Origin of the sequence: Actinobacillus vicugnae (assembly GCF_901687125.1) — a bacterium.
GTDB lineage: Bacteria > Pseudomonadota > Gammaproteobacteria > Enterobacterales > Pasteurellaceae > Actinobacillus > Actinobacillus vicugnae.
The window spans coordinates 1-24,086 of sequence record NZ_CABFJY010000044.1 but is presented as its reverse complement, the minus strand read 5'-3'; the positions used below and the strand labels follow the sequence as shown (position 1 = coordinate 24,086).

The window sequence follows — 24,086 nt, the reverse complement described above, 5'->3', positions numbered from 1 at the left end:
CTACTCTTCACGAATACCTGATTTAGCACGCTCAAGCACTAATTTTGCACGATCAATAATTGGTGCATCGATCATTTTACCATTGAGCGAAACTACACCTAAACCATTACGTTCTGCTTCTTTTGCTGCATCAATAATACGTTGTGCTTGATCCACATCTTTTTGTGTTGGTGCAAATAAATTATGTAATAACTCAATTTGACGAGGGTTTACTAATGATTTACCGTCAAAACCAAGTTGTTTAATTAACGACGCTTCAGCTAAGAAACCCTCTTCGTTATTCGCATTAGAATAAACCGTATCAAACGCTTGAATACCTGCCGCACGAGCTGCCTGTAAAATAGAACATCGAGCGAACAGTAATTCAATCCCTTCAGGCGAACGCTCCGTTTTAAGGTTACGCACATAGTCTTCCGCACCTAATGCAATACCAATTAAGCGGTTAGAAGCAGTGGCAATTTGATTTGCTTGAGTAATACCAAGTGGCGATTCAATTGCAGCTAACATTAATGTGCTACCGACTTCACGACCACAGGCTTTTTCAATTTCAGTAATCGCATTATCCATATCAACCACATCTTGTGCGGTTTCGGTTTTTGGCATACGCACAACATTCACACCTGCACGCACCACTGCATTTAAATCTGCCAAGCCAAATTCAGAATCTAATGGATTCACACGCACCACCGTTTCAATTTCTTGATAAAGCGGATGTTGTAGAGCGTGCGCCACTAAAATACGTGCAGAATCCTTTTCTTTTAACGCCACTGCATCTTCTAAGTCAAACATAATCGAATCAGGTTTGTAGATAAAGGTGTTGCTGATCATCGCCGCATTTGAGCCTGGCACGAACAACATACTTCTACGTAATTTATTTTTTTGACTCATAGCACTTTCTCCCAATCGATTTGTTCATCGGTTGCACGCAATAATGCTGCTTTTAATCTCGCACGAAGTACGCAATCTAATGCCCCTTTATCTTCTACCGTTACTTTTGCTGCACTGACTTCAAACTGTGCAAGTACTTGATTAATGGTGGCTAAAATGTCATCACCAAACTGTTTTCCCACAGAGCTATTTAGCTCAATGTGCAACGTACTTGCAGGTTCAATGCGGACTTGTGCATCACTAGATTCTAGTGTGCCCGCCACAGCGATGTTAGTTATCTGCATAATGGTTTCCTTATGGTTGGCTAATAAATGAATGACTAATGGAAAAAAGACTGGGCAATGTTGAACTTGCAAATAAACGGGCATTTTTAACCGCTTGTAGCCTTTTTTCCATTGGCAACTCGTCGTAAACACACAAAAATAAAATATAAATTAAGGTAAGTAAAATAAGGAAGAAATCTGACCGCTTGTCACCATCTAAATTGAGTAATCCCTTTTATTTTTATTGTTAATTATTTCAAAAAGAAAAAATATTAGCAGTACGTTTGCCATTCTAACCCATTCTTACAAAATTGCTAATTAGAAAGAGGTATTGTTGATATGGATCAACCACCACCTTTAATTATGAATAAAATTCATATTTATTCTGAAAATTATGAAATTGACGTTAATCAACAGATAAAAATAGAATGCTCCTAACCAAAACACAACTTCATTCTAACAATTAAAAATTTATCAAAGGGGCAAAATATGAGTTACGCAAAAGAAATTGATCATTTAAATCAAAGTGTTGCAGACTTAAATGGACAAATTAATGTTTCGTTCGAGTTCTTTCCTCCTAAAAATGAAAAAATCGAGACCATGCTATGGGAATCAATTCATCGCTTAAAAACGCTCAAACCTAAATTTATGTCTGTCACTTACGGTGCCAATTCAGGAGAACGCACCCGCACTCATTCCATTGTAAAAAATATTCAACAACAAACAGGCATCTTAGCTGCGCCACATTTAACAGGAATTGACGCGAGCCCTGATGAATTACGAGCAATCGCTAAAGACTATTGGGATAGCGGTATTCGTAATGTCGTCGCATTACGTGGCGATGAACCTGCGGGCTACAGTAAAAAACCGTTTTATGCGGCAGATTTAGTCAGATTACTCAAAGAAGTCGCTGATTTTGATATTTCTGTCGCGGCTTATCCCGAAATACATCCTGAGGCAAAATCAAGTCAAGCTGATTTAATTTATTTAAGACAAAAAATCGAAGCAGGTGCTAACCGTGCGATTACCCAATTCTTCTTTGATATTGATAGTTATCTACGCTTTCGTGATCGCTGTGCTTCTGTCGGGATTGACGTGGAGATTGTGCCTGGAATCTTACCTGTTTCGAATTTCAAACAATTAGAAAAAATGGCAAAGATCACAAACGTTAGAATTCCAAGTTGGATGCAAAAAATGTATCAAGGGCTTGATGACGACCAAACCACACGTAATTTAGTTGGCGCAAGTATTGCTATGGATATGGTAAAAATACTCTCAAAAGAAGGGGTGAAAGATTTCCACTTTTATACGTTAAACCGCTCTGAATTAACCTATGCCATTTGTCACACGCTCGGGGTTCGACCATAATACGCTAGACAAAAATGCGTAAATAATGGACAATGAGGCTATTCAATCATTGTCTATTTTTATTATGCTATTTCTCACAAAACTCGTTACTGCCATTATCCTGCCACCATTTAATGCGTTGATTTTATGGATTTTCTCGCTATTACTGCATAAATTACATTTCAAAAAACTCGGCTATTTTTGCACCATTTTAGGTATCACAATTCTGTATATTTGCAGCACGCCTTACTTCTCTTCTCAACTAATTCAAGCGGTCACTTTTAGCAAAAAATTTACTATTGAAGATTACAAAAAAGCGCAAGCCATTGTGTTATTAGGTGGAGGGTTGCGAGATAGTGATGAACTTTTTGGGCGTTATGCGATTGCTGCAGCGCCATTAGAGCGTATGCGTTATGCAGCCTATCTGCATAAACAAACAGGCTTGCCGATCCTTGTCACAGGCGGAAGCCCAGAAGGTAGAGAGTCAGAAGCCAAAGTGATGGCGCAAGAATTGCACGATTTCTTCCAAACACCTGTACGTTGGATTGAGCCAGATTCAAATGTTACCGAAGAAAATGCTACCTTTAGCAAACCCATTCTCAACCAAGCAGGTGTGAAAGATATTGTGCTTGTAACCAACCAATGGCACATGAAACGAGCCAAAATGCTCTTTGAACGAGAAGGATTTACCGTGTTAGCCGCAAGTACCACCGCTCATCAAGCGTTAGATATCGGTATCCTGCCTTTTATCCCACAGGCGCAAGCGCTACAAAATAGTAGCCTTGCACTGAAAGAATGGCTTGGTTATTGGAAAGAAAAGTTACTTGGCTAATGCCTAGCCAATAAATAAAGAGGGCTTGCAAAATTTGGTAAAAATCCGACCGCTTCCCTCTCTTCACAAGCAAGATTACCGCTGATTAATCAGATGCTCGATCATCAAACCTGCAATATCTAGCCCTGTAGCTTGCTCAATCCCCTCCAAACCTGGGCTAGCGTTCACTTCCAGCACTAATAAGCCTGATTCAGATCGAATAAGATCCACACCCGCTACCGAAAGCCCTACTGCTTTGGCAGCATTCACTGCCAATTGTTGTTCGGCTTCGCTTAATTCAAACTTTGTCGCTTTGCCACCTAAATGAATATTCGCACGAAACTCTCCCTCTTCGCCTGAACGTTGCATGGCTGCCACTACTCGATCACCAATCACAAAAGCCCTAATATCTTGCCCTTTTGCTTCCGCCACAAAATCTTGTAACAAATAGCCTAGGTTCGCCTGTTGTAATACCGCCAGCACACTTTGCGCATTTTGCTTGCTCTCAGCTAACATCACCCCTACGCCTTGCGATCCAGCCAAAGTTTTCGCCACTAACGGCGTGTTATGTAAGTTCGAATGTTGCTCTACTGCACATAACTCCCCCGCAAAAGAGCTCGCAGGCACGGCAATTTGCGCAGCTACGAGTGCTTGTAAACTCAACCATTTATCTCTTGCTAAGCTAAAAGCGGTCGAATTATTTAAAACTTTCACCTTTTTCGCTTCAAAATAGCGCAATACACGACAGCCCATTTCAGTACTTGCCGTACCAAAACGAGGCAAAACCGCATCATATTCAGGCAATAACTCAAGCGGTCGATTTTTCTGATAAATTTCCCCTGCCTGATAATAAAGCTGGAAAATGGGCTGCCCCTGCACTACCGCTAGCTTAATGAGCATTCGATTCGGATCAAGAATATCCAAATGAATGCCCCGTTGTTCACAAGCCTGCAACAAGCGCTGACAGCTATATAAACGAGGCTCCCGACACAGCACTAAAAATCTCATGGTTTAATCCTTTTTGGGTTATTGGTGCAAAACGCTACAAACGCTTTTAACACTGCCGATTGATGTTTTTGGTTTGAGTAAAAACACAATAAAACAGAGTCACAAAGTGGCTCAACAGACTGGTATGTGAGCGGTAGTAAGTTCCTATCTGGAAGCGGGTGCTATTACAGTAAACACACAAATTTTTATGTGGTCGGACACAGGACTCGCATCCGACCCTCAACGAGGTAAACAACGTCTTCTGGTTGCCCCAGATCCCCCTCTTTAGAAAAGATAGGTTAGAGGATTTGATTGCGATAGTGATTGGAGATAGGCAGCCAAATTTCCCCCTAATTTACACATGCAAAAAATCAGAAAAATTTAACCGCTTGTATTTGGCGTTTTCTACAGTTTTTCTAAGTAATGGCGCCCACCTAACGCAGTGACTTGGCGCATAATCCATGCTTGACGTTTACGCATCGTTGGGCCTGGTTTATTAACTCGAAAGACTAATGGATTTGGCAGAGAGGCGGCCAGTAAAGCCGACTCTTGTAAAGTCAGATCTTTCGCACGCTTTTTGAAAAAGTGCTTTGCGGCAGCTTCTACACCAAAAATGCCATCACCAAACTCTGCGATATTTAAATACACTTCCAGAATACGGCGTTTGCCCCAAGTATTTTCCATAATAAAGGTTAGCGGTAATTCTATCCCTTTGCGTAGCCAGCTTTGTCCGTGCCATAAAAACATATTTTTAACGGTTTGCTGTGAAATAGTTGAAGCGCCTCGTGCTTTTTTTGCTTTAGCGTTACGTTGTAGAGCTATTTCAATCGCTTGTAAATCAATGCCGAAATGGCTTTCAAATTTTTGATCTTCTGCCGCAATCACCGCCATTTGCATTTGCCATGCAATCTTATCAAGGCTCACCCAGTCATAATGAATGTGATAATCATCGCCCGCAATCAAATGTTCTACTTTTTTCTGCACCATATAAGCAGAAAATGGCACAGGTAATACCGAAAAGATCATCAAAAAAGTAACGAAAAATCCGCCAAGTCCTGCCCCTAAACGGCTAGAACCAAACCACAACCAACCTGCTCTTGAACTGATTGCTTGCGGAATAAAAAATTTGATGATGTTACGGAATAAACGTTTAAGTAAGCTAAACATAGTGACTGACTTCTTTTTGCGTTTTCTTCTACGCTTTGCCATTAAGCTTCTCGTTTAACCATTGGATAAATTGTGGATCTAAAGTTTTTAACATATTCGAACCACGTGTAATGGTAGCTGCACTAGTATTTAGATTTTGTTGGATTTCACGCTGTGGAACTTCACCTTTGAGCAATTCACTGACAATTTGCACACGTAAGCCTAAAGAGCCTCGCTCATCTGCAGTTAAAAATGAGGTGAAAAATTGTTCTAATTTATCTTCAGCAACCGCCTGTTGTAATAATTGCATAAACTGTTGCCATTCTTGCGGATCTCGTTGATTATCAAAAATTTTCATTAAGCCTCCCAAATGTTTAAATCTATCTAAATAAAGCAAGCGGTCTGATTTTGGCAAAATTTTGCAAAAATAAAACCGCTTGTTAAATCGTTATTTTTTAGCTTTTTTACCACCACGCTGATCATCTAATTCAGCGCCTTTTGGTACGTTAAATTTGAATAAGTCGGATGATACGCCACCACCAGTGATATTACGTAATACGTATAAATTGCTTTGCCCGTCTCGCTCAATCGTACTAAAGCCTTTTAACATACCGCTTTGATCAATACGCACATCAAATTGTTTTAAATTGCTTTTTTTCGATTTTGGTTTTAAAACAAAAGTATCAGCACTTTGCGTTACATCGTATTGTTCCCAGTGGCTTTTGTCGCTACTGGTTAATAATACAAATGGCGTATTATTAACCGCATCTTGCACGGTGTTTACTGTTACTTGTGAAACAAAAGGATCGTAAAACCATAAATTCGCACCGTCAGAAACGATTAAATTTTCTTGTGGCGCTTTAGTGTCCATACGGAACAAGTTCGGGCGTTTTACTTGGAATTTGCCTTTGCCTGATTGAATTTGTTTGCCCTTGCTTGAGCGAACGGTTTGGTCGAAATCGGCACTATATTGGCTCACTTGTTCTAAACGGCGTTGTAATTCTGCTACCGCTTGCGCATCAGCAAAGGCAATGCCAGCCACCGAAAATAACGCCAAACCGAATAGTGATTGTTTCATTAATTTTTTCATCTTTTGTTCCTTCTATCAAAGAGAATCAAGTGCCTCTTTGACAATCAATTCTGTAAAAGTTTCATAAAGCTCGTACTAGCGTAACGATACAATAAAATAAGCCAAACACCAAGAGGCATTTGGCTTTTATTTTAGCGCTTAAGCAAGCGGTGGATATAAGCGTCGAGTATGTAAAATGGTAAGAATAACAATTTCTTTTTTGAAATCATTGACCATATACACAACTCTATAATTTCTAGGGTAGATTTCTCTGGTTCCTTTTATACATCCTTGCACTCCCATAAAAGGCATATAACCAAGTAAATCAATAATTGCACAGTAACTATCCGTAAATGCAGTTATATTTGCGACAATTTCATGAATGTTATTCAAAGATCTGTTCGAATACACTATTTTATGCTGCATCTTGCATATCTTTTTCTGTTTGAGCTATAGATCTCATTGCTCTTTCGTAAAATTCTTCTGAAGTATAAACATTTCCTTCTTCATAATCTTTCATTCCTTGAGCAACACTTTCTTCTAAAAATTCACGATACTCGTCGGTCATTATTTTTTCTCTCCTTATTTAGTTAATAAGGATTTTTAATCTATCAAAAAATAACCAAATAATCGCCATGTTCTGGTCATTTTTCGATTGAGATCACAAAATTAATGCGCTTCGTCCCAGTTATCGCCAACACCCACTTCTGCAATTAGAGGCACTTTAAGCTGAATCGCTTTCTCCATTTCTGCTTTAATTAATTGGCTGTAATGCTCTACCCATTCTTGTTTCACTTCAAATACCAATTCATCATGCACTTGCATAATCATCTTGATATTGTCATCGCCTTGAATAGCTTTATCAATACCAATCATTGCCACTTTGATAATATCCGCCGCAGTGCCTTGCATTGGCGCATTAATTGCCACACGCTCTGCCGCTTTACGGCGCATCGCATTGCTTGATTTAATCTCAGGCAAATACAAACGTCTGCCAAATAACGTTTCAACGTAGCCCTTTTCGCTCGCGCTTTCACGAATATCGGTCATAAATTGCTGTACTGCTGGATAACGTTGGAAATAGCGTTCCATATATTGCTTCGCATCCGCGCGTGAAATCCCTAGCTGATTCGATAAACCAAATTCTGACATACCATAAATCAAACCAAAGTTAATCGCTTTAGCACTGCGGCGCTGTTCACTGGTTACTTGATCTAGCGCTAAACCAAAAATCTCTGCTGCCGTTGCACGGTGAATATCTTTACCCTCAGCAAATGCGTTGATCATACTTTCATCACTTGCTAAATGCGCCATAATACGTAGCTCAATTTGGGAATAGTCCGCCGCCACAATTTTGTAGCCTTGCGTTGGAATAAACGCTTGGCGAATACGTCTACCCTCTTCATTGCGGATCGGAATATTTTGCAAGTTCGGATCACTTGAAGAAAGACGCCCAGTCGCAGTTACCGCTTGGTGATAAGAAGTATGCACACGCCCTGTTTTAGGGTTGATCATCAATGGCAATTTATCAGTATAAGTCGATTTTAGCTTACTTAAACCACGATGCTCCATTAACAATTTTGGCACTACATGCCCTTGTCTTGCTAATTCATCTAGCACTTCTTCATTGGTTGAAGGTGCACCTTTTGGCGTTTTTTTCAATACAGGCAAACCGAGTTTATTAAATAAAATTTCTTGTAATTGCTTGGTTGAAGCGAGGTTAAACACTTCACCCGCTTCACTATGCACCAACTGCTCTAACTCGGCTAAACGCTGTTCGATTTCAGCTGATTGTGCAAGCAATTTTTCAGGATCAATTAACACGCCATTGCGCTCAATATGAGAAAGCACCTCAACCAACGGCATTTCAATTTCGTTAAATAATTTAACTAAACTAGGCTCTTTTTCTAATTCTGGCGCTAATACCTGATGTAATTTCATGGTTACATCCGCATCTTCCGCAGCATATTGTGAAGCAACATCAATCGCAATTTGATCGAAGGTCAGCTGATTTTTACCTTTGCCCGCAATGTCTTCAAATTCAATGGTTTTATGCCCTAAATAACGATCGGCAAGCTCATCCATATTATGACGCCCCGTGCTATTTAGCGTATAAGATTCCAACATCGTATCAAACGCCACACCCTGCACTTGCACACCATGATTGGCAAAAATAGTCAGATCGTATTTAATATTTTGCCCGATCTTTTTCACCTCAGCATTTTCTAAAATCGGCTTGAGCTGCATTAAACAAGCGGTTAAATTTAGCTGATTTTTTGCAAGTTCGAAGCTCGTGCTGGTTTCTACTTCTGACTCCGCAAATAAATCGCTTTGTTGTGGCTCAACTGCGACTTGTTCTTTATGTGCCAACGGAATATAGCACGCCTCACCCGTCGCTAAGCTGAATGAAATACCCACCAAATTGGCAGACATTGAATCCAAATTATCGGTTTCAGTATCGACTGCAACTAATTTTGCTTGCTGAATTTTATCGACCCAAATTTGTAATTGTTCAGTGGAGGTTACCGTTTCATAGCGACTGCGATCAATTTCCACTTTTGCAAAATTTTGAGGATTTTCGACCGCTTGTGGCGCAGAGCTGGTTGCCTGATAATTATTTGGTATTTTCTCCGCCGCTGTTTGCGTGACAGGGTTTGCATCATTCATTACTTCAGCTAACCAACGCTTAAACTCATAACGGCTAAATAGCTCGACTAATTCGTCACGTTTTTGCGGCTGAACTACTAATTGCTCGTGAGTTAGCGTCAATTCCACATCGGTTTTAATCGTAGCAAGCAAATAAGAAAGGTCTGCAGCTTCTTTTTCTGCTTCTAATTTTGGTGCTAACGTTTTGGCGCCACGGAAAGAAAGCGTGGCAACTTTATCTAAATTCGCATAAATCTCTTTAAGCGAACCAATCCCCTGCAATAAACCAAGCGCTGTTTTTTCACCCACGCCTTTTACACCTGGGATATTATCCGACGCATCACCCTGCAGTGCTAAATAATCAATAATTAATTCAGGCGGAATGCCGTATTTTTCGATCACACCTTCACGGTCAAGCAAAGTATTATTCATCGTATTGATCAACATAATATGATCGTTTACCAACTGCGCCATATCTTTATCGCCCGTACTGATTAGCACATTTTTACCTTCTTTCGCCGCTTGTACTGCCAAAGTACCAATCACATCATCCGCTTCAACCCCTTCAATCGAAATTAACGGAATACCTAACGCTCGAATAATGGTATGCAATGGCTGCACCTGCGCTCGCAAATCATCTGGCATGGGCGGACGGTGCGATTTATATTGCTCAAACAATTCATCACGGAAAGTTTTACCTTTTGCATCAAAAACCACCGCAATATGGCTTGGCTCCACCTGTGCAATCAAACTTTTCAACATATTTAACACACCATACATCGCCCCCATTGGCTCCCCATTTCGGTTAGTCAAAGGCGGAAACGCATGAAACGCACGATAAAGATAAGAAGAACCGTCTACCAGAACGAGCGGATTTTGAGCAATTGTAGTCATTTTAACCTTTAATTTTTAGAAGTGAAAATTATTGCCATTATAGCGAATTTTTCTGAATAAATCTGAAGAAATCATCAGCTTTTCGAGCCATATCGAAAAAATCAATTTTACCGATTGAAGTGAGAACAAAACAGATTATGCTAGCTTTCCTCTGCTCAATTTTGTATATACAAAGGTGACAAATGCTGATAATCTCAAAAAATATAAGCGGAGGTAAAAATGAAAAATATTGAAAAATGGGAAAACGGTGAACTTGGGCAAGATGAAAAATTTGTACAACGCTCAACCCACACATCCCCTGAAATGCTGGACGAACTACTTGCTCTACAGCCAATCTCCATTCGATTATCTAAAGGATTAATCCAAGACCTAAAAGACATCGCACAACTGCATGGTTTAGGCTATCAACCGCTTATCAAACAAATCTTAACCCGTTTTGTTGAAGCAGAAAGAATGATGGCTAATGAAAAAATCCAAGAAGATCTCGCCCAATTACATAACGTAGCATAAAACAAGCGGTCAAATTCCCACTAAATTTTACCAATAGATTTTAGGTAAAAAAATAAGCCCCCGTTTGAGATGCGGGGGGCTTTGTATTAGCGGCGTTTGGTTTGGGTTGGTTTTGGATTACGGAAGCGAGCGGGTTTGGGTAACGCAAGCAACGCACTGCTATCATATTGGCTAACGGGGATGGCGTGTCCAATATATTCTTCGATTGCAGGGAGATTGACCGCATAGCGTTCGCAAGCAAAACTGATTGAATGTCCGCTCTCGCCCGCACGTCCTGTACGACCAATTCGATGAACATAGTCTTCACGATCATCGGGTAAATCGTAGTTAAATACATGAGTCACTTCTGGAATATGCAAGCCTCGTGCTGCTACATCGGTTACCACTAAAATATCTAGCTGACCTTTAGTAAAGCTATCTAATAATGCGAGGCGTTTTTTCTGTGCAATATCGCCTGTTAGCAAGCCAACTCGGTGGCCGTCCGCCACTAAATAACTCCAAATTTCTTCGCATTTGTGTTTCGTATTGGCAAAGATCATACAACGATCTGGCCACTCTTCTTCTAATAAAGTGAGCAACAATGCCATTTTGTCTTCATTTGAAGGGTAAAACAGTTCTTCTTTAATACGATGGCCCGTGCGCTGTAGCGGTTCAATTTCGATATACTGCGCATCATTCATATCTTCATAAGCAAGCTCACGCACACGTGCAGAAAGCGTTGCTGAAAATAACATAGTTAAGCGCTGACCTGGTTTTGGACATTTACGCATTAAATAGCGAATATCTTTAATAAAACCGAGATCAAACATCCGATCTGCTTCATCTAATACCACCACTTGCACTTTATCTAAATTGATAACGCCTTGTTTTACATAGTCAATTACACGCCCTGTGGTACCCACTAAAATATCCACGCCCTGCTCAATCGCTTGCAATTGCTTTTCATAGCCATCACCACCATAAGCCAGCGCTAATTTTAAATCGGAATGTTTGACTAATAATTCCGCATCTGAACCAATTTGCACCGCAAGCTCACGGGTTGGTGCCAAGATCAGCGCACGTGGTTGATTTTTTGTAGTTTGAATTTCATTACTTAATAAATGATGGAAAGTTGCAACCAAAAACGCCATGGTTTTGCCTGTTCCTGTTTGTGCCTGACCAGCAATATCATTGCCCGCTAACGTAATCGGCAAAGTTTTCGCCTGAATTGGTGTACAGAACTCAAATCCTTTACTGTCAAGTGCTGCAATCACATTCTCATGAATCGAAAAATCAATAAAACGCTGTTCAGTGAGGTGTTTTGACATCGCAAATCTCCTTTTGGTTGTTAGTCGAAAGCCATCGCTCGGCGGTAAGCATATCATAGAAGCCAGATCCTGAGTAGAAGCGAATCAGCGATTGCTTCGCTATAATTGCGATAAATCGCTTATAAATAAACCACACCTATCAATTTACAATTAAATTACACTAAACTGACAACAAAATACAAACCAATGACAATTTATTTTACCCTAAAAATAAATGTTTTAATTTTGATCAACACTTATTTTTTATTGCTACATGAACTTATTAGACCAGTCTAAAATTTGCTAAAAATATATATTTTTGACTTATTTAAAATTAACAATTTATTAACATTATTGCCGTAACTAAACTTAGTTATTTAAATTTAACTGCTTTGATTTTATTGGATTTTTGCCTAAACCTGTTTGCAAACATCCAAATTTAACAAATTATTAACAATTTATTATCAATTCAGAAACTTATTAACTTTACTCAATATTACAATTTTATTGATTTAGATTTACAAAATAGAAATTTGCCTCTATGATGCACCCCGCTAACGCATTATGGATTTATGTGTTAGCCAAACCATCTCAACTTAATCTTTTTGATAATAAGGAGTTTATTAAAAATGTTATCTCATTTAACAACTAAAGCCTATATCGCTGTAACTGAAGGCATCCGTAATTTTAAACAAAACCAACAAGGTGTAACAGCAATTGAATATGGTTTAATTGCGGTTGCGGTTGCAATTTTAATTGTTGCAGTGTTCTACAATGACAATGGTTTTATTCAACAATTAAAAGCGAAATTTGATGAGTTAACTAAGACCATTTCTGGAGCTCAAGGTTTAACTAAGGGTGGTGCTGGTGCAGCTGCTCCATAATCAATAAACCGTCTTTACCCACATAGGATAAAGATTTACTCAACCAATATAAATCATGAAAAAACTATTACAGTTTTGTCGACTACAACAAGGTGTAACCAGCATGGAATATGGCTTAATTGCCCTTGCCATGGCGGTGGTTGTTGTCGCAATTTTATATGGTGAGGCAAGTTTCACGGATGAAACCTTAAAAAAATTTAACCAACTCTCCGAATTAGTTATTTCAGCGCTTTTAAGTACGTCTTAAAGGCGCTGCTCAAGGGCATAAACGATAAGGATATCAATTATGACACTCTTTATTACTTGCTTGCTTACCATAATTATTTGTCTGTTGGTTACTTTGTGTTGGACTGATCTACGCTATCGGCTCATTCATAACCAAATAATTATGGCGCTATTGCTGGTCATTATTCCCTTTAGCTATTTAAATCATGGTACCGTGTTTTGGTTGCCTGCGTTGCTCTGCTTAGCTATTGGTTTCATACTTTTTTTGTTCAACATTATCGGCGCTGGCGATGTGAAATTGCTGGCGACGTTAATGTTAGCAATTCCATCACCCTTTGTAATTTTTTTCCTTTTTTTCACCGCTTGTAGTGGCTTATTGCTGATTATTATTGGCTGGTTGTTCTATCGGCAAGCAATTCGTGAAAAAGGATTACCTTATGGAATTGCAATTAGTGTTGGTTTTCTTACCACCTTATTACTTTTTTAATTATTAGCATTTAACCTAAGGAATCACTCATGAATTATAGAATGCTATTTATCATCTCGACTTTTATTCTCATTATCGGCTTTGGTGGGTTATTTATGCTACCCGATTCAGAAGACGGCGCTCAAGTCGCTGAAACAACGGCAACCGCACCGCAAACAACACAGCCTGAAGTAGCAACAAAAGTAATTACCACGGCAACACTGAATCGAGATCTTACCAAAGGTGTATTAATTCAAGCAGAAGACTATACCCTTACTGAATTTACTGTGCCTGAAACCAGCCCATTACTTAGTGCCGATTTAAAAGCCTTACTAGAAACCGCTCAAACCTCAAGCCTACAAGGTTTTGTTACAACAGAAAATATGAAAGCAGGTTCTTTAGTACAGCCAACATTGCTGATTACACCAGAAGATCCTCGTTTTATTCTCTTTAGTATTAATCCAAATCAAGAGGTGGCATATCGAGTGTATATCCAAAGCCATGAACAATATATTTTAGATTCTGTGCGTAGTGGCGATAACGTGGCAATCTTCAGCCAACAAAGTGATTTAGCACAACGTGATAGAGACCAAAGTTCTTTAGTAAAACTGGTTGATAACCTAACCGTTTTACAAGTGAAAACCTTCTCTGCCGAAGAAACCAAACAAGATACCTCACAAACTAAAAAAGATTTCGTGGGCTACATTAGCGTAAAAGTAAATGCTTCAGATTTAAAAGCATTTTATTCGCTTGATAAACAAGCCAAATTGATCGTTTTACCAAATGATGTTGCAACCAAAGCGATAAATCATCGTGGTATGTTTATTCGCCAATTAAGAGGAAAAAATAATGCGAACTAATTTCTTTTCAAAAACTTTGCTTTGCTCTAGCTTACTGAGCTTATTCGCTTTTTCTCATTTCGCCTCAGCCCAAACATTCACGCTTGAGCAAGGACAAAGCCAAATTATTAAAACCAGTGCAAAAATTGACACGATCTTTGTTTCTTCTCCTGATGTCGCAGATTATGAAATCTTAGATGACAACACGTTTATGCTATATGCCAAAGCAGAAGGTCGTGCTGAGGTGGTGGCATTTGATGTAGATGGTACTGCACTTACTGAAGATTTTGTTAATGTAAATAACGCAATCAATAATATTTCTGCTACTAACCAGCAAATTCAAACTCGTTTTCCGAACAGCAATCTTGCAGTAAAAAAAATCGGTAAAGCGTATGTTATTGAAGGAAAAGCCAAAAATGCCGCTGAAAGTGAAGAAATCAATCGTATCGTAGGCGAATCACTTGGTGCAGGTAAAAAAGTAATTGAAGCGAAAGTCGAAGGGCATGAAGCTTCCATTCCATTTTTAGATAAATATCAATACGAAGGCGTTATTAATAATGCAAACGAAGAAGATGCGACACAAATTAATGTGAAGCTAACCGTTGCTGAAGTAAATAAAACCTTTTCCGATGAAATTGGGATTAACTGGAGCAATTTAAGCGGTAATTTCTTCCGCAATTTAGGCAATACCACCATTAGTGGAGGCTTCGGTAAAGCTGGTGGGCAATTAGCACTGGTGAAATCAGATAATCTCAACGTGTTACTCAACGCATTAGATAATCAAAACAACGGCAAAATTTTAGCCGAACCAAATATCTCTATGCTATCAGGCGAAACCGCAGATATTTTAGTTGGTGGTGAAGTGCCTTTTGTGCAAAGAACCAAAGACGGCGATTTAAACATTCTTTATAAAGAGTTTGGTATCAAGCTTGCCGTAGGCGCTAAAGTGCAAAAAAGTGACCGAATCCGCTTATTGTTAGCCCAATCTGTTAGCACAATTGCGGGTAATTACGAAATTGATGATAACCGTATTCCTATTTTTAATACTCGCCGTTCAAAATCAACTTTTGAAGTTGGTAATGGCGAAAGCTTTATTATCAGTGGTTTATTAAACAAACAGGATATTGAAGGAATTAAGAAAGTGCCTTTCTTAGGTGATGTTCCTATTTTAGGCGCATTTTTCCGCAATGCGAGTTCATCTCGAGAAAGCAAGGAATTAGTGGTAGTTGCCACCGTGAATTTAGTGAAACCAGTAGATGGCTCACAAGTGCTTTATCCAACTTTTGAAAATACTGGCACGATGGAACGTTTCTTTAATAGTACCTCATTAAAGAATGTTTATCATAAAACCTTAACCTCTAACTTCTTAAAAAATGGTGGATTTATTCAATGAAAAGATTAATGACGATTTTTGCGGGTTTAGGCTTGGCGCTTACTAGTTATGCAATGGCTAGCACAGAATTACCCAAAACCATTCGACCAGTACAACCTATACAAAGTACACAAGTTGCCAATAAATCATTTATGGTGCAACGCTTTGTTTTAGCGAATCACTCTAATGTTGCACTTGAAAACTTAATTAGTGATGTTGCTCGTCACGCTTCAAGTAATAAAGATGATCAAGCGATCTATATTATTGCTCATGAAGCAGCAAGCCACTCATTGGCAAAAGAGATTAGTAAACGTTTAAAAGCGTTGCATATAAAACCTACGGTACATATCGAACAGCATAAAACCCAGAATAGTGTGTACCCAATTTATGTGGAAATCCGCCAAATAGCGAAGCGAATCTCACCTTGTAAAGTAGAAGTGGCAGAAGATCATATCGGTTTTGATTCATATCACGACTGTGCACTTAAACATAATAGCCAAGTACACCTTAAATATTAAGGTTTATACACAATTATGGATTTTAGATTGTGTTTGAGGTCGCCTCATTAAATTATGAGTTTTACACAAATAGCCATTTCAATAATAACTAAAAGGACTTAATTATGTTATTGCTCGATCAAGACACTCTTAGTGGAGAAGGGATTGATAGCATCCGTAAAATTGCAATTATCTCCGAAAAACATAGCATTAATAGCCATATTACTCAGCTACTCCGCTCTCGTGGGCTCGAAAATATTGAGCTAATTCACGCTAATTTTTTTGAAAGCGATAATCTATCTTTCTCTGCAGAAGAAACGTTAGGTGTCATTATTAATATTCAAGATGAAATCGATCTAACCAAAATTACTAACCGTATTCATAGCATTGTTCCGCAAAATGTATGGTGCTGTGTCGTAGGAGATAGTGATTCAATATCTCTTTCTCAAAAACTATTAGAACAAGGGATTCTTTATTTCAATAGCGATACTCAGCTGACCCAAATGGTGGCACGTATTCTAGGTGGAATGCATATTCCGTTAGTACGTCACACAATTAAAATTTCGGTATTAGGATGCAAAGGTGGTATTGGTGCAAGTTTTATTAGTGCCAATATTGCTCAAACTATTGCTGTTGAGAAAAAAGTGCCTGTGCTATTAGCCCAAGACCCAAACGGATCGCAAGATTTAGATTTGTTGTTTGAGAAAAAGCTACAAAATGATATTACCGAATATTCTGCAAATTTAGATTTATATAGAGGTATCCCTTCTAAACTTGCTAGCGACACATTACATAAATACAACTTTATTATTTACGACCAGCCGATCTTTAATATTAATAAAGAAAATTACCTTAATGTATTACGCCACAGTAATACTTTTGTATTGATTGTGGAGCGAAAAATCAGTTCGTTACGAGTTGCAAAACAATTTTTAGATGAATGCGAACGAGTACGGGCAAATACTGGACGTTTAATTCGTACTTTTATTTGTATTTCTGACCATAAGCAAGAAACTGCCAAGCTCATGGCAACAGCAGATATCGAACGCTTACTGAAATGCGAGATAGATGGCGTTATTTCATATAACAAACAATTTACCAATAAAGATACCGTGCTTATTTCAAATTTGGATCGCCAAAGCCAAAAAGAGGTAACCACACTTACGATGAAAGTGATTGGTATTCTCTCTCGCCAAACAGTGAAACGTAACAAAAACACAGGTATGTCCTTGCTCAAAAAATTCTTTAAGTAACATTATTATGCTAACAAAAGAACAACAAATATTCTTCCGCACTGAATTACTCAGCAATTTAGATGTGGAAAAACTCGATCAAATCCAAAATGAGCGTAATAAATTAATTGACGAGCTTACCCAATCGCTTTATCGCCTCGCCAATAGCAATACGATTTATCTCACGCCAACAGATGCAAGCTATATGGCTGAACTCGTTGCAGATGAAATTGATGGGTACGGTCCAATACGTGAATTAATGGAAGATGAAACCGTTAACGATATTTTAGTAAACGGCCCTGATGATATTTGGATTGAACGGGCGGGTATTCTTGAGAAAACCGATAAAACATTCATTAATAATGATCAATTAACTGATATTGCAAAACGTCTTGTTGCGCGTGTTGGACGGCGTATTGATGAAGGTATGCCACTGGTTGACTCCCGTTTACCTGACGGTAGCCGTTTAAATGTGGTTATCCAACCTATTGCATTAGATGGAACCTCAATCTCTATTCGTAAATTCTCAAAATCGAAGAAATCACTACAGGATTTAGTGAATTTTGGCTCAATGACATTAGAGATGGCGAACTTCCTAATTATTGCGGCACGTTCAAGAGTCAATATTATTGTCTCAGGTGGTACAGGTTCAGGTAAAACCACATTACTAAATGCATTATCGAACTATATTTCACCTAGCGAACGAGTATTAACGCTAGAAGATACAGCTGAACTCCGCTTAGAGCAGCCACACGTAGTTCGTTTAGAAACCCGCTTAGCTGGTGTTGAAAAAACGGGTGAAATCTCAATGCAGGATTTAGTTATCAATGCGTTACGTATGCGGCCAGAACGCATTATTGTAGGGGAGTGTCGTGGTGCAGAAGCATTTCAAATGCTACAGGCAATGAATACGGGTCATGACGGTTCAATGTCGACATTGCACGCAAATAGCCCTCGAGATGCTACCGCTCGTTTGGAAAGTATGGTGATGATGTCAAATGCTTCACTACCACTTGAAGCTATTCGTCGTAATATCGCCTCTGCGGTAAATATTATTATTCAAGCCTCTCGCTTGAATGATGGCTCTCGTAAGGTAACGAATATTACCGAGGTTCTAGGAATGGAAAATGGTCAGATTGTGCTACAAGACATTTTCTCTTTCGAGCCAAGTAAATACCGAGATGAAAATAACAAAATTATTGGCAAATTTATTAATCACGGTTTGCTTACCCGTTCGGTGGTTTATCAAAATGCACAAATGTTTAATTTAAGTAATGAATTACAAAATATCTTCAAGGAGAAATAATGACACTACTCTATTATTTCATTCTTGCTTTTGGTGCTTTATTGCTGATATTCACCGCTTCTGCATGGTTTAAAACCACGAAAAAAATCAATACACGTGAGATTAATTTTTCCGAAAAGCTTAATAGAATCACCAAGAAACTGCAAACAAATGCATATTTATGGTTTTACTATTTTACCGCTGGCGATAAGAATAATCTTATCCGAAATATCATTATTCACTTTTTGATTTTTATTGGTTTGTATTATCTCAATACACAATTCATTCGTTTTAACAACCAAATTTTCATGGTTGTTGAATTAATTGGTTTTATTATTGCAGTTTGGAAATTAGGTCAGCGTCGAAACAGAAAACTGTTTAATGAAAAGTTTCCAGAAGTTATTCAAGTACTGAACTCTGCCACTTCATCAGGTATTAGCTTATTACAGGCGTTGGAGCGTTGCGGTAAAGATATTACAGGCCCAATTGGCGAAGAATTTACCTTGATTTATAAGCGTTTAGCCCGTGGTGAAGATGCAATAGCGGTATTTCATGATAGCTACTCTCGTTATCCCTATAAAGAATTTTACTTCTTTATTAGCATTATTCGTACCAACCTCTCACGAGGCGGACAAATGCGTGAAGTGATTTCTCGCTTAGGACGTGCGATTGCAGACTCAAATAAAATGGAACAAAAGAAGAAAGCCATGACATCCGAAGCCCGAATGTCGGCAGCCATTGTGGCTTGTTTCCCAGTTGCCTTCTTCTTATTTATGAAAGTCACTACGCCAGAAAACTTTGACTTTGTGGTGAACAATCCTGCTGGACGTATCATCCTTTATTATGTAGTAGGTAGTGAATTACTCGGTATGTTTATTATCTGGTGGCTAATGAGGAAATCAACATAATGAAGTCTATTTTATTTTTTCTTGGCATTATCTTATTTGGTATTTTTATTTTAATTGTAGCGGTTTCGCATAAAAAGAAAATTGACCGAAATAAAGAAATTCTAGAAGGCTCTCGCCCCAAAGACAATGTTGAAGATAACAGCCAAAAAGGAAAAACCAAACAACAAATCGAGCTGGAGTTATTACTTGTTAATAAAAATCCATTGCTTAAATTTCTTGGTTTAGTGGATAAAAATATTAAAGTGAAAATAGTGATTATGGCACTACTCTCTTTAATTAACTATTTATTCAATGAAGACCAACTAACATTCTTATTAGGCTGTGTAATGGTGGTGATTTTAGCAATTATGCTACCAAGTATCACAATTAGCATGATCCTAAAAAGTAAAATTAAACGCATTATGAATGATCTACCAGGGTTTATTGACCTCGTGGCAGTAAATGTTCAGACAGGTATTAGTATCGAAGCTGCGTTTAAACAAGTAGCAATTGATTTTGAGCATTTAAATGCGGATTTAACTTACGTAATTCTACGTATTATTCGTAAAGCAGAACTCACGAGTTTAAGTTCTGCATTGCAAGATATGGCAATTTCCTTACCAACTAAAGAAATTCGAATGTTTTGTACTGTAATGCAACAGAGCCTTAATTTTGGTTCTTCACTTTATGAGCATTTAACGCAACTATCTGCCGATATTCGTGAAATGCAATTACTGGTAATGGAAGAAAAACTTGGAACACTCTCTGCCAAAATGAGTATTCCATTAATTCTTTTCATTATGTTCCCAATTATTATTCTAATTGTTGCACCTGGTGCTATGAGGGTTTTACCAAATGTCTTCTAAATTACTGAAAACTATTTTTGTTTCAACCGTATTATTTTCTTTATCTGCGTGTTCAAGTCTTACAACATCTAGCGCTACCGCGCCGAATCTAGAACAGCAGGAAAAACTTTATCAAGATACGAAAAACTATAGCGCATTAATTTCGCTATACCGTGAACAACTTAAAGTAAATCAAGATCCTAAACTGCAATATAACTTAGCTAAAAGTTATTACTTAGCAGGGGACAGCAAATCTTCATTGCTTTATTTAGAACCATTACGTTTTAGCCAACTGGCATTTAATGATGATATTGAATTACTCTATATTCGTAATCAAATCCAAATCGGCGATTACCATGAAGCCTATCTTGTGGCGAGTGATCTGATCGCCTTATCCCCTAAAAATAGCGAAGCATATAACCTACGCGGTATTTGTTCTGCTCAGTTAGGTCATTTAGCGGATGCCGAAAAAGACTTAAATAAATCACGCGAATTATTTATTCATGACACTATTGCGATCAATAATTTAGCGATGTTAAGCATTCTAAATAATGACTATAAAAATGCGATAAATCTGCTATTACCACAATATTTAAACGGTTCAACAGACTCTCGCCTGATTCACAATCTCGTATTTGCATTAGTGAAAGCTAATGATACTGAATATGCGTTAGATATTATTCGTAAAGAAAAACTAAATTCATCTCCTGAAGATTTAGTGAACGCATTAAAGAAAACTGAGAAATTACCTGTAGTGAGTCGCTAATCATGACAAAAACACTTTATCGTTTTATACATAATGTAAAAGGTGTTGCAACTATTGAGTTCAGTCTAACGATTGGACTCTTTATTCTCATCCTTTTTATGATCGCCGAAGGGTGCCGAATCGCCCTTCTTTCATCTTATTTAGATTTATCCGTTTCTGAGGCTTCTCGTACAACAAGAAAGCAACCTGCTGGAAGTAATTACGAGCAAACATTTAACGATAGTTTAAAAAAGCATGGGTCTTTATGGACATTTCTAAATCAAGAATCTATTACGGAAGTAAAGGTGAAATACGCCAAGAATTTAGATGATCTGGTTCAACAAAAATTCCAAACTAATGCAAGTGGCGTGGCTTTTGCCCAATATGCGTTCCAATATAAATATAAACCGCTTTTCTTCTGGGTTCCTCAAGCTGCAGTCGAACCGCTATTTAATCGCTCAATCGTGGTGCTACAAGAATATGAAAAAGATAAATCAATTTCTAACTAACTCTCAAGGCTCCGTTACTGTGGAGTTTATATTTATTTTCTTCCTGTTTTCTGTGCTGTTAATTTTTCTGATTGATGTTGCTATTTTGCAATCAACCACGGGGAAATTACACCGAACATCTTATTCCTTACTTAATATCGTAAAAGAAAGAAGTGCGGTATATAAAGGTAATGAAACAATCACACAAGAAGATGCGAATAAGCTTAAACAACTTGCTATTTCTCTTATGGGGGAGTCTCCTTCTTCTAATAATGTTGAACTAGTTCTTGAACATTATAAATTTGAAAATATAAAACCCCAGCTAGCCTCCACTTCTGCAACAAGACCAGAAAAAAAAATGACTGTTACAAAAGTTTCTTCTGACACTAGTAATCATCAAACGTGCCTGGCTGATACAACCAATATCTCAAATGCCGCACCACTTACGCAAAATTTCCGTGGTTCTGTACGCTATGTCTCTACTTATCGTGTAACGGTATGTCGAAAAATGACTAATTTATTTAAAGGACTCTCGCTTTCCGATAAAGACCAAATCTCTGGCTGGATAAGATCTACAGCTATTGGCGTAAGCCGCTAATATTTTTTATGTATAAGGATGGATCTCTTATGAAAAAAATAACTTTATTTTCTCCAGTAAATCGCTTTATTCAGGACGAATCTGGCGTATATGCTGTAATGGGAGGGCTACTCGCCTTACCGATTGTTGCCTTGATGTTTGTTTCGCTCGAAAGTGCAGGCATTATTCAAGATAAAGCGCGCCTTTCTGATAGCCTTGAACAAGCAGTTTTATCGCTTAGTGCAGAAAACAATAGCGGTCGAAAATCCAATGACTATAAACTAAGTGCTACTGATGAAGATAATGGCAAATTTAATGCTGAATCTGCGGTTGGCAAACGTGATCTTGAAATTGCTAAAAGTTTTGTAATGACATACCTGCCACAAACTGATCCCAACAAAATCAAGCTTGAGCCTATTTGTAGAACAACCGATAGAAACAACAAACAAGGGCATACTGCCTCAACCGAAACCACTTGTACTATCGCAGGTACAATTGAGCATAAATCATGGTTCCCGCTTAAAGTTGGAACTACTGAAGTAATTCCAACGGAAGTCAATATTGCTAGCTCATCTAAAGCAATTAAGAAAAATACAATTAGTGTCCCAATTGATTTAATGGTCGTTGCGGATTTATCGGGATCGATGAATTTTGATCTGGCTGGCAATCAAAAGCCTGTACATAGTTTAAGTAAGATTAGTATTTTAAAAGATGTACTTAATGAACTTGCAACTAAGTCCTTATTTAGCAAGGAATCAAATGATAATAACCGTATTGCAGTTACGCCTTTTGCATTAGGAGCTCAATATTCAGCTTATCAATGTATTCTGCCATTTGCTTTTAAGAATTCTAATATGCAATATACCTTTAAAGATAAATATAATCGCCAATTTTCGAAGAATTTTGAAAATACTATAAATGGATATTTAAATAATAAGTCTTCATCTGGAGAACAGATTGAGCGAGCAAGATTTACCCAAAGTCTAGCCTACTCAATTGATATAGAGAAAACAATTCAATCTATTGGAGTAACACCTCCTAGCTCCTCAATAATTTTTAACAAAAATCCATACTGTTTAGGGTACAAAAATAGGAATCAACACCAGTGGTATGAGAAAAAAGAATCCCGTAATTTTTCGGATTTAGTAACCTCCTTGCAAGCAGAAGGTAGTACTCTAGTCAGTTCTGGCTTACTTACTGCTGCAACAAAAATGTTACAAGAAAAAAGTAGAACAGATGAATTAGGCGAAGAGACTAAGCGAGTAATTCTAGTATTATCTGACGGTAATGATGAATTACGCGCAGATGATGAAGGTTCTCCATTTATTCAATATAGTCGTATTACTCAAAACTTACTATTAGGACAAGAAGAGATACCTGAAACAAAACCTCAGGAAAAAATATTCTATGATCCTCAAAACTATAACAGATCTAGATATTATCGTAATATAAGTGGGACACTACCAATCTACTTTAATGATAATACAAAACCTAAAAAGCTTTCATCTAATTTAGAAGCTTGTAATGTTATTAGAGAAAAATTAAATAAGCATAATGGCGATCAAAATACCAAAATCGTATTTGTTGAATTTGGTTATGAATCAAAATCCAAAGCCGCCTGGGAACACTGTGTAGGAAAAGAAAACTACTATTCTGCAACAAATAGAGAGTCACTACTTAACTCATTTAAACAAGCGATTGGATATACGGATGATGTAGGTCATAGTATTAACTAAAATTCAAAATAGGATAGATTTCCTATATAAAATATGATCTGCACCCCAAAACCTGGACACCTAATTTGAGGTGCAGATTATGTCTTATTCTTATCAATTTCGTTTAAACATTATCAAACAAGTGACCGAACAGGATTTGGGTATTCGTGAGGTCGCTAAAC

The 24,086-nt window shown here is 37.9% G+C and carries 27 protein-coding genes and 1 pseudogene; 18 read left to right on the top strand and 10 right to left on the bottom strand.

Annotated features, from left to right (window positions below; translation table 11 throughout):
- Both citE and citD read right to left on the bottom strand, forming a co-directional pair.
- Positions 1–888: a citrate (pro-3S)-lyase subunit beta gene (gene citE / locus F8M47_RS08320; RefSeq protein ID WP_167509611.1), complete on the bottom strand. Its 888-nt coding sequence runs from the start codon at positions 886–888 to the stop codon at positions 1–3.
- The gene (gene citD, locus F8M47_RS08315; protein ID WP_150539646.1) at positions 885–1,172 is read right to left on the bottom strand and encodes a citrate lyase acyl carrier protein; all 288 of its coding nucleotides are present in this window, start codon (positions 1,170–1,172) and stop codon (positions 885–887) included. Before citD ends, citE begins: the two co-directional genes overlap by 4 nt.
- Before the next feature lie 468 nt (positions 1,173–1,640).
- Here citD and metF point away from each other — a divergent pair, with 468 nt between their 5' ends.
- Both metF and F8M47_RS08305 read left to right on the top strand, forming a co-directional pair.
- The gene (gene metF, locus F8M47_RS08310; protein WP_150539645.1) at positions 1,641–2,519 is read left to right on the top strand and encodes a methylenetetrahydrofolate reductase; all 879 of its coding nucleotides are present in this window, start codon (positions 1,641–1,643) and stop codon (positions 2,517–2,519) included.
- A 64-nt stretch (positions 2,520–2,583) separates the two neighbouring features.
- Entirely contained in the window at positions 2,584–3,330 is a 747-nt protein-coding gene (locus tag F8M47_RS08305) for a YdcF family protein (protein ID WP_150539775.1), read from the top strand.
- Between the two features lie 75 nt (positions 3,331–3,405).
- On the opposite strand, the gene F8M47_RS08300 is transcribed toward F8M47_RS08305, so the two are convergent.
- The 7 genes from F8M47_RS08300 to polA form a co-directional block, all read right to left on the bottom strand.
- The gene (locus tag F8M47_RS08300) at positions 3,406–4,317 is read right to left on the bottom strand and encodes an ATP-grasp domain-containing protein (protein ID WP_150539644.1); all 912 of its coding nucleotides are present in this window, start codon (positions 4,315–4,317) and stop codon (positions 3,406–3,408) included.
- Between the two features lie 384 nt (positions 4,318–4,701).
- Positions 4,702–5,463 (bottom strand): monofunctional biosynthetic peptidoglycan transglycosylase, encoded by a 762-nt coding sequence (mtgA, locus tag F8M47_RS08295; RefSeq protein WP_150539774.1) that lies wholly within the window; start codon positions 5,461–5,463, stop codon positions 4,702–4,704.
- Between the two features lie 28 nt (positions 5,464–5,491).
- A complete protein-coding gene (gene trpR, locus F8M47_RS08290; RefSeq protein ID WP_150539643.1) occupies positions 5,492–5,800 on the bottom strand; it encodes a trp operon repressor in 309 nt (102 codons plus the stop codon).
- A gap of 90 nt (positions 5,801–5,890) precedes the next feature.
- On the bottom strand, positions 5,891–6,532 hold the full coding sequence (lolA, locus tag F8M47_RS08285) for an outer membrane lipoprotein periplasmic chaperone LolA (RefSeq protein WP_150539642.1): 642 nt from the start codon (positions 6,530–6,532) through the stop codon (positions 5,891–5,893).
- A gap of 138 nt (positions 6,533–6,670) precedes the next feature.
- On the bottom strand, positions 6,671–6,937 hold the full coding sequence (locus tag F8M47_RS08280; RefSeq protein WP_150539641.1) for a type II toxin-antitoxin system RelE/ParE family toxin: 267 nt from the start codon (positions 6,935–6,937) through the stop codon (positions 6,671–6,673).
- Positions 6,927–7,079, bottom strand: a complete 153-nt coding sequence (locus F8M47_RS12085; RefSeq protein WP_167509610.1) for a hypothetical protein — start codon at positions 7,077–7,079, stop codon at positions 6,927–6,929. Before F8M47_RS12085 ends, F8M47_RS08280 begins: the two co-directional genes overlap by 11 nt.
- A 101-nt stretch (positions 7,080–7,180) precedes the next feature.
- Positions 7,181–10,051 carry a DNA polymerase I gene (polA, locus tag F8M47_RS08275; protein WP_150539640.1) on the bottom strand — a complete coding sequence of 957 codons (2,871 nt, stop codon included), beginning with the start codon at positions 10,049–10,051 and terminating at the stop codon, positions 7,181–7,183.
- A gap of 219 nt (positions 10,052–10,270) precedes the next feature.
- Here polA and F8M47_RS08270 point away from each other — a divergent pair, with 219 nt between their 5' ends.
- Complete coding sequence (locus tag F8M47_RS08270; protein ID WP_150539639.1) at positions 10,271–10,561, top strand: hypothetical protein; 291 nt, start codon at positions 10,271–10,273, stop codon at positions 10,559–10,561.
- Positions 10,562–10,647: 86 nt separating this feature from the next.
- On the opposite strand, the gene rhlB is transcribed toward F8M47_RS08270, so the two are convergent.
- Positions 10,648–11,868, bottom strand: a complete 1,221-nt coding sequence (rhlB, locus tag F8M47_RS08265; protein ID WP_150539638.1) for an ATP-dependent RNA helicase RhlB — start codon at positions 11,866–11,868, stop codon at positions 10,648–10,650.
- A gap of 608 nt (positions 11,869–12,476) precedes the next feature.
- Between rhlB and F8M47_RS08260 the strand changes: the two genes are divergently transcribed.
- From F8M47_RS08260 to F8M47_RS12295, 15 genes and pseudogenes are all read left to right on the top strand, one after another.
- The gene (locus tag F8M47_RS08260) at positions 12,477–12,731 is read left to right on the top strand and encodes a Flp family type IVb pilin (protein WP_150539637.1); all 255 of its coding nucleotides are present in this window, start codon (positions 12,477–12,479) and stop codon (positions 12,729–12,731) included.
- A gap of 55 nt (positions 12,732–12,786) precedes the next feature.
- Complete coding sequence (locus F8M47_RS08255; RefSeq protein ID WP_150539636.1) at positions 12,787–12,978, top strand: Flp family type IVb pilin; 192 nt, start codon at positions 12,787–12,789, stop codon at positions 12,976–12,978.
- 39 nt (positions 12,979–13,017) lie between these two features.
- Positions 13,018–13,443, top strand: coding sequence for an A24 family peptidase (locus tag F8M47_RS08250; protein WP_150539635.1), 426 nt, complete (start codon positions 13,018–13,020; stop codon positions 13,441–13,443).
- 29 nt (positions 13,444–13,472) lie between these two features.
- Positions 13,473–14,282 (top strand): flp operon protein C, encoded by an 810-nt coding sequence (locus F8M47_RS08245; protein WP_150539634.1) that lies wholly within the window; start codon positions 13,473–13,475, stop codon positions 14,280–14,282.
- Positions 14,272–15,654, top strand: coding sequence for a type II and III secretion system protein family protein (locus F8M47_RS08240; protein ID WP_150539633.1), 1,383 nt, complete (start codon positions 14,272–14,274; stop codon positions 15,652–15,654). The genes F8M47_RS08245 and F8M47_RS08240 overlap by 11 nt, the downstream gene beginning before the upstream one ends.
- Positions 15,651–16,151, top strand: coding sequence for a Rough colony protein B (locus tag F8M47_RS08235; RefSeq protein WP_150539632.1), 501 nt, complete (start codon positions 15,651–15,653; stop codon positions 16,149–16,151). Before F8M47_RS08240 ends, F8M47_RS08235 begins: the two co-directional genes overlap by 4 nt.
- A gap of 104 nt (positions 16,152–16,255) precedes the next feature.
- Entirely contained in the window at positions 16,256–17,383 is a 1,128-nt protein-coding gene (locus F8M47_RS08230) for a CpaE/TadZ family protein (RefSeq protein WP_150539631.1), read from the top strand.
- Between the two features lie 7 nt (positions 17,384–17,390).
- Positions 17,391–18,668, top strand: a complete 1,278-nt coding sequence (locus F8M47_RS08225; RefSeq protein WP_150539630.1) for a TadA family conjugal transfer-associated ATPase — start codon at positions 17,391–17,393, stop codon at positions 18,666–18,668.
- Complete coding sequence (locus F8M47_RS08220) at positions 18,668–19,555, top strand: type II secretion system F family protein (protein ID WP_150539629.1); 888 nt, start codon at positions 18,668–18,670, stop codon at positions 19,553–19,555. The genes F8M47_RS08225 and F8M47_RS08220 overlap by 1 nt, the downstream gene beginning before the upstream one ends.
- On the top strand, positions 19,555–20,400 hold the full coding sequence (locus F8M47_RS08215; protein ID WP_150539628.1) for a type II secretion system F family protein: 846 nt from the start codon (positions 19,555–19,557) through the stop codon (positions 20,398–20,400). The genes F8M47_RS08220 and F8M47_RS08215 overlap by 1 nt, the downstream gene beginning before the upstream one ends.
- The gene (locus F8M47_RS08210) at positions 20,390–21,145 is read left to right on the top strand and encodes a tetratricopeptide repeat protein (RefSeq protein ID WP_150539627.1); all 756 of its coding nucleotides are present in this window, start codon (positions 20,390–20,392) and stop codon (positions 21,143–21,145) included. The genes F8M47_RS08215 and F8M47_RS08210 overlap by 11 nt, the downstream gene beginning before the upstream one ends.
- Positions 21,146–21,147: 2 nt before the next feature.
- Positions 21,148–21,633 carry a TadE/TadG family type IV pilus assembly protein gene (locus tag F8M47_RS08205; protein ID WP_150539626.1) on the top strand — a complete coding sequence of 162 codons (486 nt, stop codon included), beginning with the start codon at positions 21,148–21,150 and terminating at the stop codon, positions 21,631–21,633.
- A complete protein-coding gene (gene tadF, locus F8M47_RS08200; protein ID WP_150539625.1) occupies positions 21,605–22,210 on the top strand; it encodes a tight adherence pilus pseudopilin TadF in 606 nt (201 codons plus the stop codon). The genes F8M47_RS08205 and tadF overlap by 29 nt, the downstream gene beginning before the upstream one ends.
- Positions 22,211–22,239: 29 nt before the next feature.
- Complete coding sequence (locus tag F8M47_RS08195; protein WP_150539624.1) at positions 22,240–23,925, top strand: TadE/TadG family type IV pilus assembly protein; 1,686 nt, start codon at positions 22,240–22,242, stop codon at positions 23,923–23,925.
- Positions 23,926–24,004: 79 nt separating this feature from the next.
- Positions 24,005–24,086: pseudogene (locus F8M47_RS12295) on the top strand (transposase); the annotation flags it as partial.

Excerpts from the sequence above, each read along its gene's own strand:
- F8M47_RS08245 (WP_150539634.1), top strand. The coding sequence starts at position 13,473 with ATGAATTATAGAATGCTATTTATCATCTCGACTTTTATTCTCATTATC.
- F8M47_RS08205 (WP_150539626.1), top strand. The coding sequence starts at position 21,148 with ATGACAAAAACACTTTATCGTTTTATACATAATGTAAAAGGTGTTGCA.
- F8M47_RS08300 (WP_150539644.1), bottom strand. The coding sequence starts at position 4,317 with ATGAGATTTTTAGTGCTGTGTCGGGAGCCTCGTTTATATAGCTGTCAG.
- citE (WP_167509611.1), bottom strand. The coding sequence starts at position 888 with ATGAGTCAAAAAAATAAATTACGTAGAAGTATGTTGTTCGTGCCAGGC.
- metF (WP_150539645.1), top strand. The coding sequence starts at position 1,641 with ATGAGTTACGCAAAAGAAATTGATCATTTAAATCAAAGTGTTGCAGAC.
- F8M47_RS08195 (WP_150539624.1), top strand. The coding sequence starts at position 22,240 with ATGAAAAAAATAACTTTATTTTCTCCAGTAAATCGCTTTATTCAGGAC.
- F8M47_RS08235 (WP_150539632.1), top strand. The coding sequence starts at position 15,651 with ATGAAAAGATTAATGACGATTTTTGCGGGTTTAGGCTTGGCGCTTACT.
- F8M47_RS08210 (WP_150539627.1), top strand. The coding sequence starts at position 20,390 with ATGTCTTCTAAATTACTGAAAACTATTTTTGTTTCAACCGTATTATTT.
- F8M47_RS08225 (WP_150539630.1), top strand. The coding sequence starts at position 17,391 with ATGCTAACAAAAGAACAACAAATATTCTTCCGCACTGAATTACTCAGC.
- F8M47_RS08230 (WP_150539631.1), top strand. The coding sequence starts at position 16,256 with ATGTTATTGCTCGATCAAGACACTCTTAGTGGAGAAGGGATTGATAGC.
- rhlB (WP_150539638.1), bottom strand. The coding sequence starts at position 11,868 with ATGTCAAAACACCTCACTGAACAGCGTTTTATTGATTTTTCGATTCAT.
- polA (WP_150539640.1), bottom strand. The coding sequence starts at position 10,051 with ATGACTACAATTGCTCAAAATCCGCTCGTTCTGGTAGACGGTTCTTCT.
- F8M47_RS08250 (WP_150539635.1), top strand. The coding sequence starts at position 13,018 with ATGACACTCTTTATTACTTGCTTGCTTACCATAATTATTTGTCTGTTG.
- F8M47_RS12085 (WP_167509610.1), bottom strand. The coding sequence starts at position 7,079 with ATGACCGACGAGTATCGTGAATTTTTAGAAGAAAGTGTTGCTCAAGGA.
- F8M47_RS08220 (WP_150539629.1), top strand. The coding sequence starts at position 18,668 with ATGACACTACTCTATTATTTCATTCTTGCTTTTGGTGCTTTATTGCTG.
- F8M47_RS08305 (WP_150539775.1), top strand. The coding sequence starts at position 2,584 with ATGCTATTTCTCACAAAACTCGTTACTGCCATTATCCTGCCACCATTT.
- F8M47_RS08240 (WP_150539633.1), top strand. The coding sequence starts at position 14,272 with ATGCGAACTAATTTCTTTTCAAAAACTTTGCTTTGCTCTAGCTTACTG.
- F8M47_RS08260 (WP_150539637.1), top strand. The coding sequence starts at position 12,477 with ATGTTATCTCATTTAACAACTAAAGCCTATATCGCTGTAACTGAAGGC.
- F8M47_RS08280 (WP_150539641.1), bottom strand. The coding sequence starts at position 6,937 with ATGCAGCATAAAATAGTGTATTCGAACAGATCTTTGAATAACATTCAT.
- F8M47_RS08270 (WP_150539639.1), top strand. The coding sequence starts at position 10,271 with ATGAAAAATATTGAAAAATGGGAAAACGGTGAACTTGGGCAAGATGAA.
- trpR (WP_150539643.1), bottom strand. The coding sequence starts at position 5,800 with ATGAAAATTTTTGATAATCAACGAGATCCGCAAGAATGGCAACAGTTT.
- lolA (WP_150539642.1), bottom strand. The coding sequence starts at position 6,532 with ATGAAAAAATTAATGAAACAATCACTATTCGGTTTGGCGTTATTTTCG.
- citD (WP_150539646.1), bottom strand. The coding sequence starts at position 1,172 with ATGCAGATAACTAACATCGCTGTGGCGGGCACACTAGAATCTAGTGAT.
- mtgA (WP_150539774.1), bottom strand. The coding sequence starts at position 5,463 with ATGTTTAGCTTACTTAAACGTTTATTCCGTAACATCATCAAATTTTTT.
- F8M47_RS08255 (WP_150539636.1), top strand. The coding sequence starts at position 12,787 with ATGAAAAAACTATTACAGTTTTGTCGACTACAACAAGGTGTAACCAGC.
- tadF (WP_150539625.1), top strand. The coding sequence starts at position 21,605 with ATGAAAAAGATAAATCAATTTCTAACTAACTCTCAAGGCTCCGTTACT.
- F8M47_RS08215 (WP_150539628.1), top strand. The coding sequence starts at position 19,555 with ATGAAGTCTATTTTATTTTTTCTTGGCATTATCTTATTTGGTATTTTT.